The sequence below is a fragment of the Escherichia sp. MOD1-EC6098 genome (assembly GCF_002965865.1).
Classification (GTDB): Bacteria; Pseudomonadota; Gammaproteobacteria; order Enterobacterales; family Enterobacteriaceae; genus Escherichia; species Escherichia marmotae.
The window spans coordinates 45,708-60,808 of the sequence record NZ_PTSN01000018.1; the positions used below are offsets into that span (position 1 = coordinate 45,708).

15 protein-coding genes are annotated in these 15,101 nt (G+C 51.0%); 8 read left to right on the top strand and 7 right to left on the bottom strand.

Translation table 11 applies throughout. The annotated features are described in order from the left end of the window. Window positions 1-12: 12 nt before the first annotated feature. The 5 genes from yigB to lptM are packed head-to-tail and all read right to left on the bottom strand — an operon-like array spanning window position 13 to window position 3,390. Window positions 13-729, bottom strand: a complete 717-nt coding sequence (gene yigB / locus C0K55_RS18330) for a 5-amino-6-(5-phospho-D-ribitylamino)uracil phosphatase YigB (RefSeq protein ID WP_001213593.1) — start codon at window positions 727-729, stop codon at window positions 13-15. Next, window positions 729-1,625, bottom strand: a complete 897-nt coding sequence (xerC, locus tag C0K55_RS18335) for a tyrosine recombinase XerC (RefSeq protein ID WP_000566225.1) — start codon at window positions 1,623-1,625, stop codon at window positions 729-731. The genes yigB and xerC overlap by 1 nt, the downstream gene beginning before the upstream one ends. Beyond that, on the bottom strand, window positions 1,622-2,329 hold the full coding sequence (locus tag C0K55_RS18340; RefSeq protein WP_105266480.1) for a DUF484 domain-containing protein: 708 nt from the start codon (window positions 2,327-2,329) through the stop codon (window positions 1,622-1,624). Before C0K55_RS18340 ends, xerC begins: the two co-directional genes overlap by 4 nt. Beyond that, window positions 2,326-3,150, bottom strand: a complete 825-nt coding sequence (gene dapF, locus C0K55_RS18345) for a diaminopimelate epimerase (RefSeq protein ID WP_001160644.1) — start codon at window positions 3,148-3,150, stop codon at window positions 2,326-2,328. Before dapF ends, C0K55_RS18340 begins: the two co-directional genes overlap by 4 nt. 36 nt (window positions 3,151-3,186) lie before the next feature. Beyond that, the gene (lptM, locus tag C0K55_RS18350) at window positions 3,187-3,390 is read right to left on the bottom strand and encodes an LPS translocon maturation chaperone LptM (RefSeq protein ID WP_000799886.1); all 204 of its coding nucleotides are present in this window, start codon (window positions 3,388-3,390) and stop codon (window positions 3,187-3,189) included. A gap of 188 nt (window positions 3,391-3,578) precedes the next feature. On the opposite strand from lptM, the gene C0K55_RS18355 reads away from it, so the two are divergent. The 4 genes from C0K55_RS18355 (at window position 3,579) to cyaY (ending at window position 7,144) form a co-directional block, all read left to right on the top strand. After that, window positions 3,579-5,048: a hypothetical protein gene (locus C0K55_RS18355; RefSeq protein WP_016249444.1), complete on the top strand. Its 1,470-nt coding sequence runs from the start codon at window positions 3,579-3,581 to the stop codon at window positions 5,046-5,048. Further along, complete coding sequence (locus C0K55_RS18360) at window positions 5,045-6,328, top strand: hypothetical protein (protein ID WP_016262694.1); 1,284 nt, start codon at window positions 5,045-5,047, stop codon at window positions 6,326-6,328. Before C0K55_RS18355 ends, C0K55_RS18360 begins: the two co-directional genes overlap by 4 nt. Then, window positions 6,316-6,741 (top strand): hypothetical protein, encoded by a 426-nt coding sequence (locus C0K55_RS18365; RefSeq protein ID WP_001517387.1) that lies wholly within the window; start codon window positions 6,316-6,318, stop codon window positions 6,739-6,741. The genes C0K55_RS18360 and C0K55_RS18365 overlap by 13 nt, the downstream gene beginning before the upstream one ends. Window positions 6,742-6,823: 82 nt before the next feature. Beyond that, window positions 6,824-7,144 carry an iron donor protein CyaY gene (gene cyaY, locus C0K55_RS18370; RefSeq protein ID WP_001517388.1) on the top strand — a complete coding sequence of 107 codons (321 nt, stop codon included), beginning with the start codon at window positions 6,824-6,826 and terminating at the stop codon, window positions 7,142-7,144. Between the two features lie 88 nt (window positions 7,145-7,232). Here the strand turns inward: cyaY and C0K55_RS18375 are convergent, their stop codons facing one another. Together C0K55_RS18375 and cyaA are read right to left on the bottom strand one after the other, a co-directional pair. Beyond that, window positions 7,233-7,619 carry a hypothetical protein gene (locus C0K55_RS18375; RefSeq protein ID WP_236942248.1) on the bottom strand — a complete coding sequence of 129 codons (387 nt, stop codon included), beginning with the start codon at window positions 7,617-7,619 and terminating at the stop codon, window positions 7,233-7,235. Between the two features lie 100 nt (window positions 7,620-7,719). After that, window positions 7,720-10,266, bottom strand: a complete 2,547-nt coding sequence (gene cyaA, locus C0K55_RS18380; RefSeq protein WP_001517390.1) for a class I adenylate cyclase — start codon at window positions 10,264-10,266, stop codon at window positions 7,720-7,722. A 385-nt stretch (window positions 10,267-10,651) separates the two neighbouring features. On the opposite strand from cyaA, the gene hemC reads away from it, so the two are divergent. The 4 genes from hemC to hemY are packed head-to-tail and all read left to right on the top strand — an operon-like array spanning window position 10,652 to window position 14,750. After that, window positions 10,652-11,593, top strand: a complete 942-nt coding sequence (hemC, locus tag C0K55_RS18390) for a hydroxymethylbilane synthase (protein WP_010377386.1) — start codon at window positions 10,652-10,654, stop codon at window positions 11,591-11,593. Next, window positions 11,590-12,330, top strand: coding sequence for a uroporphyrinogen-III synthase (hemD, locus tag C0K55_RS18395; protein WP_105266481.1), 741 nt, complete (start codon window positions 11,590-11,592; stop codon window positions 12,328-12,330). Before hemC ends, hemD begins: the two co-directional genes overlap by 4 nt. Before the next feature lie 21 nt (window positions 12,331-12,351). Beyond that, window positions 12,352-13,551 carry a uroporphyrinogen-III C-methyltransferase gene (hemX, locus tag C0K55_RS18400; RefSeq protein ID WP_105266482.1) on the top strand — a complete coding sequence of 400 codons (1,200 nt, stop codon included), beginning with the start codon at window positions 12,352-12,354 and terminating at the stop codon, window positions 13,549-13,551. Window positions 13,552-13,553: 2 nt separating this feature from the next. Continuing rightward, window positions 13,554-14,750, top strand: coding sequence for a protoheme IX biogenesis protein HemY (gene hemY / locus C0K55_RS18405; protein WP_000921776.1), 1,197 nt, complete (start codon window positions 13,554-13,556; stop codon window positions 14,748-14,750). Window positions 14,751-15,101 lie beyond the last annotated feature (351 nt).

Here is a 15,101-nt window from a genome sequence, read left to right on the forward strand (position 1 = left end):
CAGAGTTGCTGATTATATCAGCGAGGTCAGAGATGCCAACCGGGAAATTTCCAGATGCGGCAGTAAACGGCTGTCCCAGGTTTGCATCAGATCGCCATTTTCCGGTTTGATCCAGCACGCCTGCATTCCGCTGCGAATTGCCCCACCAACGTCGGTGGTGAGATCATCGCCAACATGCAGGATCTCACCGATCGGCACATTGAGTTTTTCTGCCGCCAGAAAGTACATATCGCTGAACGGTTTCGAGCGCCCGTGCGGGCCAGCACGCAGCACGAACTCAAAGTAATCGCCCAGGCCAAACAATTCAGGCTGGGCGTTACCGTTGGTGATCGCCACCAGCGGCCATTTCTTCGCCAGTTGTTTTAAGGTGTCGTGAGTTTGCTGCGGCACATCAATACGGCTGCGCCATTTAGCAAAGTTGATCATCGCCGCGTGTGCGCCTGCACTGGCCTCTTCGGCACTCAGCCCGGCGTCGAGCATGGCTTGTTCGATAGAACGAAAACGCCAGCGCGTCACATCATGATAAATCTCTGGTTCCGCTTCCCGTACCGCCTGGCGCAGACGTTGCAGATCTTCATTCTGGAAGCTACGCAGCGCCGGATGATAATTTTGCACAAAGATAAGTGCTTCTTGCTCAGTACGTTGGATCACCGGACGGTTATCGTAAAGGGTATCATCCAGGTCAAAAGTGAGCGCCGAGATGCGCCCCAAAGGCCGGTAAAAACGCATTATTTCCCCCGTTTGGCGCGTGGATGCGCCGCATCGTACACCGAGGCAAGGTGTTGAAAATCAAGATGAGTATAGATTTGCGTGGTGGAGAGGTTGGCATGGCCCAGCAGCTCCTGCACACCACGAAGATCGCCGCTCGACTCCAGCATATGCGTGGCGAACGAGTGACGTAATTTATGCGGGTGAACGTGATTATTCAGCCCTTGTTTTATGCCCCATTCGGCAAAGCGTTTTTGCACATTACGCGCGGATATGCGTTTCCCCTGTTTCGACAGGAAAAGCGCATCGTCTTCGCAACCAAACAGGTCACGCAAATCAAGCCAGTGCTCAATCCACGCCACCGCGTTGCGACCAATCGGCAAACGACGTTCTTTGCTGCCTTTACCCATCACCCATACTTCACCGGACTCCAGGTCGAGGTGTTTGATGTCCAGCCCCACCAGTTCGGAAAGACGCAGACCTGCACCGTACATCACTTCCAGCATTGCCCGGTCGCGCACGGCGAGGGGATCATTGATATCGATATCCAGCAGCCGATTCATATCATCGACATCGATATTTTTTGGCAGATGGCGTGCCGCTTTCGGTGCCGAAACACCTTTCGCCGGGTTGGCTTTGAGTTCGTTCTGGCTGACCAGCCAGTCAAAAAAGCTACGTAGCGCAGAGAGGCGTAATGCGAGGCTTGCTGCTCCCAGCCCTTTACGACGACTGCGTACAGCAAAATTACGCACCATCGTCACATCACATTGTTGCCAGCTTTGCAGGTCGTTTTCACTGGCAAAATTGATGATCGCCTCAAGCTGGCGTCGGTAGTTAAGCAGAGTTATCGGGCTAAGTTGACGCTCCACGCTCAGATAGCGTAGATAGCGTTCCACATCGGTATGTAAATCGATCATACGCGTTCAATCCAACGCTCCAGAAGCTCCGGCATCATCAGCGCAATTTCATGGAGTAACTGCGTTCCTTGCCCTTGTTGATAGTGACTGGCATCCCGGCTGGTGAACAGTACGACACCTAAATCAGCATCACTTCCCAACATCAACATCGCTACTGATCCCACCGCTTTCGCTTCCGGCAGCACCACCAGCAGTTCAGGCCCGTTAAGCGGCCCCAGATAATGCTGTTCCTGCCCCAGACGCTGAATACGCAGTGGTTCAAAAGCCTGACGACTCAATGCCAGATAGGTATAGTTCGACGGCGCGCCTAAACGCCAGCGATCCGGGAACAGACGCAGACTCGCGCCCGCCAGACCGAGATCGCGTGCCCAACGGTGAAAGCGCATTAGCATATCGTCGAGACTGCTGGCAGCAGTGAGAGTGCGCTGCAGATAAAGTAAGCGATAAAACAGGCCTTCGTTGGCGGTAGCCTGTTCCATCAACAGCGCCATATTCTCTTCCAGAACATGAATATGGTTACGCGCGCGGGCCATATGCCATTCGACGAGTGAAACGGTGCCACGTACCGGATGCGGCACCCGAATTGCCTCTACTGCGTGCGCATTGCGGATAAAAAACTCAGGATTTTTAATCAGATAATCGACAACCGCTCGGTCATCAAGCTCCGTGAGTGTTTCCTGTAGTTCTTCCCCTGGTTGCTTCATAGATGAATAAATCCGTCGTAAACATGTACTGCCGGACCCGTCATATATAACGGATGACCCGGACCTTTCCAGGCGATATCAAGGCGACCGCCAGGGAGTTCCACACGTACTTCTTCGGCCAGCAAACCTTGCTGAATCCCTACCGCTACTGCCGCACACGCGCCGCTGCCACAGGCCTGAGTTTCTCCTGCCCCACGTTCATAGACTCGTAAACGAATATGCTCGCGCTTAACCACTTGCATAAAGCCGATATTGGCACGTTCCGGGAAGCGTTCGTGGTTTTCCAGAACAGGGCCTAGTGTTTCTACCGCCGCAGTATCGACATCATCGACCTGAATCACGCAGTGTGGATTACCCATTGACACCACGCCGCATAAGATTGTCTGCTCGGCGGCGCGCATAATATAGGTCTTTTCCGCTTTGTTGGCGCGAAACGGCACGGCGGAAGGTTCGAAATTTGGTTCGCCCATATTTACCCGCACCAGATCATCATCGGTGACGGTCAGCACCATCCGACCATTGGCGGTGCTAACGCGAATATCGCGCTTATTGGTCAGCCCTTTCAGGCGTACAAAGCGGGCAAAGCAGCGTGCGCCGTTGCCGCACTGCGCCACTTCACTACCGTCAGCATTAAAAATACGATAGTGGAAATCGAGTTCTGGATCGTAAGGCGGCTCGACCACCAATAGCTGATCAAAACCCACACCCAGGTGCCGATCCGCCAGACGACGAATCAGATCCGGTGAAAAAAAGACATTCTGCGTTACCGCGTCGACGACCATAAAATCGTTGCCAAGGCCATGCATTTTCGAGAACTGCATTATCTACTCCATTCACGCGGGTACAGAAACTGACTTTTAGTAATTCACCTGAGATGGGCCATCGCCAGTGGCGCGGTCGTTTTTATCCGGCAACGTGGATTGCGTTTGCGTATCTACCGGTTTGGTCGGCGGTGGCGCGTTTTTATCTGCGGGCGGGAAATAGAGCGGACCTTTCAGACCGCAGCCCGTCAGGCTGAAAAGAGTCAGTAATACAGTGAGTGCCTTAAACACGTTTTTCATTATGGATTGCCTGTAAAGTTCATCGCTTTCTGCTTTCTATCATCGCAGGAGAAGACGTAAAAGCAAGCGTTTAGCGACTCTTTATGAAGTCTGAAAAGTGAGGAATTGCTGCGAGTATAACGCTTACACGCAGGGATTTATGTTTTGCTGGTGGTTTCGTGATCGACACCTCGCGCCAGGATGGCTTTATGCACTATCGCAATGTGGTTTGTTTGTTGTCTTGTTCGCTGTTCTTATCGTCAGCATGGGGATGTCGGCTTGATGAGCCTGAACATAATATTTACCAGCAACAGGAAAAAGGCGTGGTGTACTTGCGCCCTTATGAAAAGACCAATCTTTCGCTACCGCAGATTAACTACAAGCGTCTGCATCTGTTACCGAATTTGTTAATTGACCCAACAAAACTGGAAGATTGGGAAACGGTGCCCCCGGCAACCGATCTCACGACAGACGTTGTCTACAGCGGCGTAAACGCAACATTTCCCCATTACTCTTACTATAGCGATGGTCGCGCTATTCTCTACGCTGGTGAGGTGGTGCAAAACCCTCCAGGCACGCCGCCAGTCGATATCTCGTCATTTCAGGCATGGGGGGATTTTGCCGCAGATAAGTACAGCCTCTATTACGAAGGCAAACGCACCGATAGCAACCAGCAACTAAACCGCCGAACGTTGCGTCAGGTAGAATTTAACCCGCAATGGAAACCAGACTGGCTAGGTTTGATTCTCCGTGACAAGCACTATCTTTACGCAAATGGTCAGCGCCTTGATGATCCCAACACCTTTACGGTACTGGCACAAAAGTCATGGGATCAGCGCGGTAAATTCTCTACAGCATTCAATCCCTGCCTTCCTGCCCCATTTGGCCCCTGGGATACCCTTGCCCGAACACGGACCAAAATCCTGATCAACGGCGAACAACTGGATGCCGACCCGGACACCTTTTCCGTCGTGCGCTGGATGCCCGGCTCACTCTTGACCTGGCGTGATAAAAACGGGCTGCAGCGTAAGGTCCTCGACAAGGAAAATCTGGCCTGGTATGAGGATTTAACAAAGCACTGTCTGGATTTTTCTCTGCTGGAAAAGAAAGTGTTCTGGCGTAAAGGGCCTGCTTGTAAACAGGAAGAATTACCCGGACTCGATCCTGAACAGTTCCACCCCATCAGTGATGCTGTCGCCCAGTATCAGGACTCGCTTTATACCATCATCGAAACAGAGTCTGGTGACCGCAAGCTGGAGATCGTGAAACTTGATGATCCCAATCTTATTATCAACAAACGTTTCAACGCCGGGAAGCGCCACGGCTATTTACTTACGCGTGCCGAAGGGTGGCCAAACCATTCCAGTTTACACGTGTTTGAATCTGACGGACCGCTGATCTTACTGGATAACCGCTCTCCGGATGAACGCGAAGCCCATCTTAATGACCATCCCTTTTTACGCAGATGGTATGCCCGCGATAACCGCTACGTTTACAGCTTTGATGGCGCGCAGCTCTGGCGATACCGCACCGCTGATCCGAAACAAGTTCGCTTAATCTGGAAGGAACAACATTCGGGATATGGCTATGGCGTAGATTACAAAACGGGATATCTGGACGGAAAAATTACCGATGACGGCGAATTTATTCCTGCCCCGCGCAATGAGGCGACAAAATGAATAGTCAAATAATCACACTTGCACTCATCCTGTTGGGGCACGTATTTCTGACACCTGCCGTACAGGCCATAGGGTTCGACTATTACAATGATCACGGTGTCATGTCTTACGGTAAAGGTAATTGGGAGGATAAGAAAATCATTGCCCAATTTCCGGAGATGAACAGGGCCGATTTGCGCCTTGTGAAAAATATATCCGGGGAGACGGGTTATATACCTTCCGATGAAATAAGCATAGAAAATGAGGAATACCACTGGGTGACAGATGGCCGCGTTATTCTCTGGCGTGGCAAAATTGTTAGCAACCCACCGGGAACACCTACTGTCGATATTGCCAGCTTTCAGGCTATGGGCCGCTTTGCGGTCGATAAATATAGCCTCTATTTTGACGGACAACGCACCGAAAGTAATAGCGGCGCGTCACGTGTTGATCTGGCGACGCTAAAATCTATCGAAGGTAACACTACCACGTTGGTGGATAGTAAAAATCTCTATTTGTCTGGTCGACGTCAGGGAAGCAGCAGTGATGTTACTGTATTAGAAAAAAGATGGTGGGGTATTAATCCACGTCTTATGGGTGTAAACAGAGAAATGTATTCCAATGATCTGCTTATCCGCAGTGGGCAGAACATTTATTTAAATGGTGTTCGCCTTGCAGCGAATGCAGACTCATTTGAGATAATTCGCTGGATACCTCATTCACTGCTGGTTTTTCGCGACAACAATGGTTTGCATCGTTATCCCTTTGGTCAATTATCAGGCAAGGCAATACCCGTAGATGATGACGTCTCTTTTGAAGTAGGGGAAAGTCGCGTTCGCTGGCGTAAACAGCTCACGCCCGACCGTCAGTGGAGCCAGTGGATAGACCTACCAGGTATTGAACCTGAACAATTTCATCTGATTACTGGCAATATTGCGCAGTATAAAGATCGGCTGTATGTAACAAAATTATCGACATTTGGTGAAGACCAGCTTGAGATAATCCCGCTGGATACGCCAGACCTGGTCATTGATCGCTCATTTAATAGCGGCAAACAACATGCTTATTTTATCCGCCAATTACGGTCAAAAAGCGTGCAAATTATTCCAGTTAACGGTCCGCTAACTAAAAACGATCGCTTTGCTTATGACGATCGCAATGTTTATACATGGACCGATACAGAGGTAAGGATTACACCCTCCCCCTGCCCGGCGAAAACACGCGTCAGAGAAGAGAATGTCCGTGAAATTCATAACAACGACATTATGATTATTACAGAGGAACCAGGATGCAAAAAATAGCCTTACGGATTGGCATAGCTCTAAGCATAATGGCCGCAAGCAGCTTCAATTACGCGGCCACAAGCAAGATACAAAAACTAAACGTCATCCTGGATGCAACGACATTAAGCACTGACAGCGATGAGATTAGCCGTCCCCTCGACATTAATGATGATGGCATTTCCGAAACGCTTAACTGCACGTATTCACCTTCCACGCCTCCCGCTGCCTGCGGGAAAGATGATTGTGGATATACCGCGAGTGACGCACCAACTATGGCTTGCAGTATTATGACCCCAGATAACTCCAGAATTAACATTGATTATTTTTGTAGCAAAATTAGCCTGATGAAAGAAAAGAATCATGGCCTACACGACCTGTTATGCGACGAGGATACAATCTTGCGTTGGAATGGGACGAGGTATGAAGGTTAAGTTTTATAGCCGAACCATGTTGATTTCACTGTTAGACGAAACAACTTATACTGCCGCCATCACTTAAAAACAGGATACAACAATGAACGACAGTGAATTTCATCGCCTGGCAGATCAACTGTGGCTGACCATTGAAGAACGCCTGGACGACTGGGATGGCGACAGCGATATCGACTGCGAAATCAACGGCGGCGTGCTGACCATTACCTTTGAAAACGGCAGCAAAATCATTATCAACCGCCAGGAACCGCTGCACCAGGTGTGGCTGGCAACCAAACAGGGCGGCTACCATTTTGACCTGAAAGGCGATGAGTGGATTTGCGACCGTAGCGGCGAAACCTTCTGGGATTTGCTGGAACAGGCCGCGACGCAGCAGGCAGGAGAAGCGGTGAGCTTCCGCTAAAATTCTTTGCCGGATGCGGCGTAAACGCCTTATCCGGCCTACAAATCCTGCAAAATTATAGAGTTGGGTGAAAAGCGCATTTAGCGGATCATATAGGGAGTTTGCCGCTATACATCAGCTTCGCCATCTGGAATAACCACTCGCCACCGCGAAAATCCCCCCCAACAAGAGCCACTATAAAAAAAAGAAAACCTGCTCCATATAACCACCAACTCAATTCATACAAAACGTGGTAGTTATCACAGGAAATCAGCACGTCGGGGCACTCAACACCGTACTTACCGCCATCACCCCATCGTTCATAATAAGACTCTCGCCATACCAGAATACTTACTCCACTCGCTACGAGCGATAACAAACAACCCGCCCATAACTTACGAAATATTGGGTAACTAAACATAAAGATGACGCTGAGCAGCGCCTCTATGACACCCCAAATAATAGACAGGCTCGTCATTCCCCAGTCACTGTGCATAATGTCCTCTCCCTGATGTAATTTCAGGGAGCAACTTTAGTGAGGGAAAATGAAATCAGCGTGAAGTCAGAGGCGGAAATTGAATTATCCGGCACGCTCATCACGAAAAATACTGCTGTAACAGCGGCGTATCGTTGTCCTGATTGGCTGGCGGCATGTTGCCAATAGATTTGGTACGGAACGGAATGACCTGTTCGCGACCATCGACCTTCACAATCTGGTAAAACTGCGGCAGGTTAAAGTTGATAAAACTGGAGCCGTAAGTGAAACGATCGTGCGATGACGAGTAGAAGCGACTGACATCACGCACCAACTCCTCTTTGCTACCCTCGCAGTGATGATACACCTCAACGCGGTTACTTTCGTCGAGAATGTAGATATTAAAGCCGTTCTCATCGTGTGTTTCTTCGAAGAAGAACTGGATGATCCCTTCGCTGGCGAAGCCGTCCACCACCGCCGGTAATTTAACGTGATTAGTCTCAACCTGCACTGACAAACCATGCAGTTTGTTATGCGAGATCGCGCCATAAAACTCGATGGCATTTTCCAGTTTCTGTACCGATACATTCAGGCGTTCGAAGAACAAACCCCAAGTCTGGCCAGAAACGCGCAACGCTTTAAAGCGCCCGGTTTCCTGGCGAGTGCTGGAAAGACGCAGTTCAATGCACTCAGAAACCAGTTGCTGCACGCGAGTACGGATTAATCCGCGCAAATGCTGGCTATAACAGAACACTTCCACGCTATCAGGGGGTGCAGCGTCCTGATGCATTTTGCCGAGGATGGTTTTCAGGGCTTCAATCATCGACTGCTCGCCGTTGAAATGCAGCGTGCGCACTTCATTCCATGAGTTGCGATACAGCAGGTCAACACTACCCACCAGACATTTTTGCTCTTCGCCAAAGCTGAAGACGTCCAGCTTACGGAAATCGAAATGTACTACCTGATTACGAAACGCTGTCGTCGGGTCATATTCCAGGTTGACGATAATCGCCAGATGGCGGATCTCACAAGGACTGTAGAGCGCTTTCGGTGTCGGCGCAGGTAAGCGCAACGGGAAATGGTGCGACACATCAGCCACCATCTCTTGCAGCTTAGGCAGATCGACAATGCCGTTGCCTTTAATGTACAAACGGGTGCGCGAGGTCAGCAGTCCGTTAAACCATGCCCACGCCACCAATTTGTTCAGGTAACGGTTATATTCCAGCGGTTGATGGCTGATGATCGACTCAATTGTCGGCGCACGGTTATACAAATACCAGCCAGAGCGATTAGCACGCCCCGGCGGTACATAAATAAAGGTCAGATTTGGCTCGGAAAGATCCGGTGAAATCTGCGGGTTTACCAGCGTCACTTTCCCCGGTAATGCTTCAAACGCAGCGTACAGTTTACGCGTCAGCACACCGATATCCTGCGGGCTGGCAGAAACGCTAAGGTTATTGCGACGCGCAAAGCGGATCAGATTACGGTAACTCTGCATCATCGCATCGAGCAGTTCGTTGTGCGCTTCACGCACCTGATCAATCTTCCAGTTAGCGCGGTTATCCAGCATCGTCAGGCGAGATTCGTCCCAACTCCACTCTTTCACCAGTTGGCTTAACACTTCACGACGCCAGCCCACGCAGGCGCGTTCGCGGCTTAATTTTTCGCACACTTTTAAATAAAAGCAGCGGCGCACCAAATCCAGACGGGTGAAATCTTCAATCGCCGTCAAATATTCGGTAACGCGCTCCAGCATCATGCAGTACGGATCGAGGCCAAATGACACTATCTCGCCGTCGTGCAAACGCTGTTTGATATCTTTCGCCAGCAGGCGTGGATTAGGGTATTCCCAGGAATAGGCTTCCAGCAGCAGTGTTTTCAGCACCGCTTTGTACGGGGAGTCGATACTTTTGTAGAGCTGCCAAAGGCTGGCACCGAAGTACTCTTCAGCAGAAAGCGAGCTTAAACCACCGAGATCCAGCCATTCATTTGGCGTCAGTACGCCCTGCGCGTAAAGCGTCATTACATAATCATCGTAATGCTCTTCTTCGTCGCACGGCACCATATTCCACAGAATACGCTTACCGGCGAGACGCACGGCGGTACGGTAAAATTCATCAAGTAGCAGTATATGCTGGGTGGAGCCACAATCTTCGCCCCCCAGACTGCCACTTTCGTTGTGGCGGAAACGGTTTTCATCAATCAGGAAGAAGCTAACTTCCACCCCCAATGAGGCGGCCCAGCTTTCCAGCAAGCTGCATTTACGTTGCAGTAACTGACGCTCTTCGCTATCCAGCCACGATTGATGGCAGACCCAGATATCCAGATCAGAGGAACAACTTTGCCCTATGGACGAGGTGCTGCCCATTGTGTATACGCCAGTAATTGGAAGCTCGCCTTTTGGCGGGTCCTGTACTGACATTCCACGATACAGTTCCAGTTCGTTCAGGTAGTGGCGTTGGGTTTCATCAGGCGTATAAAGGCAAATGCCCTTGGGAACGTTACCATCAAGGTAACCCGGCATTAGCGGATGGTGATAGTGCAACAATGTCGGCAGCAGACTGTAGACCTGTTGGAATGCAGGCCCCATAGCAGCAAGCGCGCGATCCACGCGCAATTGATTTATGGCATCCAGTCTCTGTTTCAGAGTCTCAATATAGAGGTACAAGACGTATCGCCTGATTTGCTACCCGTCATGTCTGTGATTCCGGCAACATCAACGGAAACACGCGGCATTCGGGATATTTCGTATGTCAAAGGTAACCGTACCACTTTCCGCGCCTGGTTTTTTTAGTTTCACGACGAAAAAATGGTCTAAAACGTGATCAATTTAACACCTTGCTGGTTGACCGTAAAGAAAGATGCGCTACATACAAGTGTAGCACTGTTTATTCTCTGTAAATTCCTTATTACGACGGCTTGAAGCGCCTGTCAGGATCCACCGCCTGGCTATATTTTACGTTTTGCTCAGGCATCTACGTTTCACCACAACACTGACATCGCTCCGGCAAGGATGTTAGGATGGACCATGGATGATAATGACGGTAACAAGCATGTTAGACAATGTTTTAAGAATTGCCACACGCCAAAGCCCACTTGCACTCTGGCAGGCACATTATGTCAAAGACAAGTTGATGGCGAGCCATCCAGGGCTGGTGGTTGAACTGGTGCCGATGGTGACGCGCGGCGATGTGATTCTTGATACGCCGCTGGCGAAGGTAGGCGGGAAAGGCTTATTTGTGAAAGAGCTGGAAGTCGCGCTCCTGGAAAACCGTGCCGATATCGCCGTACATTCAATGAAAGATGTGCCGGTTGAATTTCCGCAAGGTCTGGGGCTGGTCACCATTTGCGAGCGTGAAGATCCTCGCGATGCCTTTGTCTCCAATAACTATGACAGTCTGGATGCGTTACCTGCGGGCAGCATCGTCGGAACTTCCAGCTTACGCCGTCAGTGCCAACTGGCTGAACGCCGTCCGGATCTCATTATCCGTTCTCTGCGCGGCAATGTCGGTACTCGTCTGAGTAAACTGGATAATGGCGAATACGATGCCATTATTCTTGCCGTGGCTGGCTTAAAACGTTTAGGGCTGGAGTCACGCATTCGCGCCGCGCTGCCGCCAGAAGTTTCTCTTCCGGCTGTAGGACAAGGTGCGGTGGGCATTGAATGCCGCCTTGATGATACGCGCACCCGCGAGCTTCTTGCCGCGCTCAATCACCACGAAACTGCACTGCGCGTCACCGCCGAACGCGCCATGAATACCCGTCTTGAAGGCGGTTGCCAGGTGCCGATTGGTAGCTACGCCGAACTTATTGATGGCGAAATCTGGCTGCGTGCACTGGTCGGCGCACCGGACGGTTCGCAGATTATTCGCGGTGAACGCCGTGGTGCGCCGCAAGATGCCGGGCAAATGGGCATTTCGCTGGCAGAAGAGCTATTGAATAACGGCGCACGTGAAATCCTTGCTGAAGTCTATAACGGAGACGCTCCGGCATGAGTATCCTGGTCACCCGCCCGTCTCCCGCTGGAGAAGAGTTAGTGAGCCGTCTGCGCACACTGGGGCAGGTGGCCTGGCATTTTCCGCTGATTGAGTTTTCCCCTGGTCGGCAATTGCCACAACTTGCCGACCGGCTGGCGGAGCTGAGCGAAGGCGATCTGTTGTTTGCCCTTTCGCAACATGCCGTTGCTTTTGCCCAGTCACAGCTACATCAGCAAGGTCTTAAGTGGCCCACCCTACCCACTTATTTCGCTATTGGCCGTACCACGGCGCTGGCGCTGCATACCGTGAGCGGACATGAAGTTCGTTATCCGCATGATCGGGAAATCAGTGAAGTCTTGCTACAATTACCTGAATTACAAAATATTGCGGGAAAACGTGCGCTAATTTTACGTGGCAACGGCGGTCGTGAGCTGATTGGGGAAACCCTGACGGCACGCGAGGCTGAAGTTACTTTTTGCGAATGTTATCAACGATGCGCCATTCATTACGATGGTGCAGAAGAAGCGATGCGCTGGCAGTCCCGCGAAGTGACAACGGTCGTTGTTACCAGCGGTGAAATGTTGCAACAGCTCTGGTCGCTGATTCCACGATGGTATCGTGAGCACTGGTTACTACGCTGTCGACTACTGGTCGTCAGCGAGCGTCTGGCGAAACTCGCCCGGGAACTGGGTTGGCAAGACATTCGGGTCGCTGATAACGCTGACAACGATGCGCTTTTACGGGCATTACAATAACTCTCATAACAGGAAGCCATAATGACGGAACAAGAAAAAACCTCCGCCGTGGTTGAAGAGACCAGGGAGGCCGTGGACACCACGCCACAATCTGTCACAGTAGAAAAAAAGAGTAATAACAGTACTGCTCTGATTTTAAGTGCGGTGGCTATCGCTATTGCTCTGGCTGCAGGTGTCGGTTTGTATGGCTGGGGTAAACAACAGGCCGTCAATCAGACGGCCACCAGCGATATCCTCGCTAACCAGCTCACCGCACTACAAAAAGCCCAGGAGAGCCAAAAAGCAGAACTGGAAGGTATCATCAAACAACAGGCTACGCAGTTAGAGCAGGCAAACCGTCAGCAAGAAGCGTTAGCAAAACAACTGGATGAAGTTCAACAAAAGGTCGCCACCATTTCCGGAAGCGATGCTAAAACCTGGCTGCTGGCGCAGGCAGATTTTCTGGTGAAGCTCGCCGGACGTAAGCTGTGGAGCGATCAGGACGTCACCACCGCCGCTGCGCTACTGAAAAGCGCAGATGCCAGCCTGGCCGATATGAATGACCCAAGTCTTATTACCGTTCGCCGGGCAATTACCGATGACATCGCCAGCCTTTCTGCGGTATCACAGGTCGATTATGACGGTATCATCCTCAAGTTGAATCAACTTTCTAATCAGGTAGATAACCTGCGTCTGGCCGACAATGACAGTGACGGTTCACCAATGGATTCCAATGGTGAAGAGCTTTCCAGCTCCATCAGCGAATGGCGTATCAATCTGCAAAAGAGCTGGCAGAACTTTATGGATAACTTCATTACGATTCGGCGTCGTGATGACACCGCCGTACCCCTGTTAGCGCCGAATCAAGATATCTACCTGCGCGAAAATATTCGTTCCCGTCTGCTGGTCGCAGCACAAGCTGTACCGCGTCATCAGGAAGAAACCTACCGCCAGGCGCTGGAAAACGTCTCTACCTGGGTACGTGCTTATTACGACACTGACGATGCCACTACCAAAGCGTTTCTCGACGAAGTGGATCAGCTAAGTCAGCAGAATATTTCGATGGATCTCCCGGAAACCCTGCAAAGCCAGGCAATGCTGGAAAAGCTGATGCAAACCCGCGTGCGTAATCTGTTGGCACAGCCTGTAGCACCAGCAACGGAAGCTAAATCTGCACCTGCACCTGCACCTGCACCTGCACCGCAAGCTGATACTCCGGCAGCCGCGCCGCAAGGAGAATAACCATGCTAAAAGTGTTGTTACTCTTTGTTCTGCTTATTGCAGGGATCGTGGTTGGTCCGATGATTGCCGGGCATCAGGGTTACGTACTGATTCAAACCGACAACTACAATATCGAAACCAGCGTCACGGGTCTGGCGATCATTTTTATACTGGCAATGGTGGTGCTGTTTGCTATCGAGTGGCTACTGCGACGGATTTTCCGCACCGGCGCGCACACCCGCGGTTGGTTTGTCGGGCGTAAACGCCGCCGCGCACGTAAGCAGACCGAACAGGCGCTGCTGAAACTGGCGGAAGGTGATTACCAGCAGGTTGAAAAGCTGATGGCGAAAAATGCCGATCACGCTGAACAACCGGTAGTGAACTACCTGCTGGCTGCTGAAGCCGCACAACAACGCGGCGATGAAGCGCGCGCCAATCAGCATCTGGAACGCGCAGCAGAACTTGCAGGCAATGACACCATTCCGGTAGAAATTGCCCGCGTGCGCCTGCAACTGGCACGCAATGAAAATCATGCTGCACGCCACGGCGTAGATAAGTTGCTGGAAGTCACGCCACGCCATCCTGAAGTGCTGCGTCTGGCGGAACAAGCTTATATCCGCACCGGTGCGTGGAGTTCGCTGCTGGACATCATCCCGTCAATGGCAAAAGCTCACGTTGGTGATGAAGAACATCGCGCAATGCTGGAACAACAGGCATGGATTGGCCTGATGGATCAGGCTCGTGCTGATGACGGTAGTGAAGGTTTGCGAAACTGGTGGAAAAATCAAAGCCGGAAAACGCGTCATCAGGTGGCGTTGCAGGTGGCAATGGCAGAACATCTTATTGAGTGTGACGATCATGACACCGCCCAGCAAATTATCATCGACGGCCTGAAACGCCAGTATGACGATCGCCTGCTGCTGCCGATCCCACGCCTGAAAACCAATAATCCAGAACAACTGGAAAAAGTGCTGCGCCAACAGATCAAAAACGTGGGCGACCGCCCACTGTTGTGGAGCACATTGGGCCAGTCACTGATGAAGCACGGCGAATGGCAGGAAGCATCTCTCGCCTTCCGCGCGGCGCTGAAACAACGCCCGGATGCCTACGATTATGCATGGCTTGCTGACGTGCTGGACAGACTGCACAAGCCGGAAGAAGCCGCTGCAATGCGCCGCGACGGTTTGATGCTGACATTACAGAACAACCCACCGCAGTAATCCTTTCTCACCTGGAGGCGCAGAGCCTCCGGGCCTTTCCTGAATAGATAAAAAAACGCCTGCTCTTATTACGGAGCAGGCGTTAAAACAGGTCTGTATGACAACAAGTGGGTGCTTCACTCAACGTTGTGTCCATGGTGTCTGATGAGGCAAAAGCGACATCTGTCAGTGGACGATAAGCACCGTAAACGGCTCTGCGTCATTCCTGAGTTTATGAGGCACTAAGGCGAACATAAGAGATGGAATGAGCATCTACTCAGTTATTATGCCACAGAGGATGGGGTAATAACATCCCCTAATACTTGTTATGAGAAAAATCTGTAACCCTTTTTTCTTCATATTTAATAAATT

Coding starts and splice junctions, on each gene's coding strand:
- yigB (WP_001213593.1), bottom strand. CDS start 729: ATGCGTTTTTACCGGCCTTTGGGGCGCATCTCGGCGCTCACTTTTGAC.
- xerC (WP_000566225.1), bottom strand. CDS start 1,625: ATGATCGATTTACATACCGATGTGGAACGCTATCTACGCTATCTGAGC.
- C0K55_RS18340 (WP_105266480.1), bottom strand. CDS start 2,329: ATGAAGCAACCAGGGGAAGAACTACAGGAAACACTCACGGAGCTTGAT.
- dapF (WP_001160644.1), bottom strand. CDS start 3,150: ATGCAGTTCTCGAAAATGCATGGCCTTGGCAACGATTTTATGGTCGTC.
- lptM (WP_000799886.1), bottom strand. CDS start 3,390: ATGAAAAACGTGTTTAAGGCACTCACTGTATTACTGACTCTTTTCAGC.
- C0K55_RS18355 (WP_016249444.1), top strand. CDS start 3,579: ATGCACTATCGCAATGTGGTTTGTTTGTTGTCTTGTTCGCTGTTCTTA.
- C0K55_RS18360 (WP_016262694.1), top strand. CDS start 5,045: ATGAATAGTCAAATAATCACACTTGCACTCATCCTGTTGGGGCACGTA.
- C0K55_RS18365 (WP_001517387.1), top strand. CDS start 6,316: ATGCAAAAAATAGCCTTACGGATTGGCATAGCTCTAAGCATAATGGCC.
- cyaY (WP_001517388.1), top strand. CDS start 6,824: ATGAACGACAGTGAATTTCATCGCCTGGCAGATCAACTGTGGCTGACC.
- C0K55_RS18375 (WP_236942248.1), bottom strand. CDS start 7,619: ATGCACAGTGACTGGGGAATGACGAGCCTGTCTATTATTTGGGGTGTC.
- hemC (WP_010377386.1), top strand. CDS start 10,652: ATGTTAGACAATGTTTTAAGAATTGCCACACGCCAAAGCCCACTTGCA.
- hemD (WP_105266481.1), top strand. CDS start 11,590: ATGAGTATCCTGGTCACCCGCCCGTCTCCCGCTGGAGAAGAGTTAGTG.
- hemX (WP_105266482.1), top strand. CDS start 12,352: ATGACGGAACAAGAAAAAACCTCCGCCGTGGTTGAAGAGACCAGGGAG.
- hemY (WP_000921776.1), top strand. CDS start 13,554: ATGCTAAAAGTGTTGTTACTCTTTGTTCTGCTTATTGCAGGGATCGTG.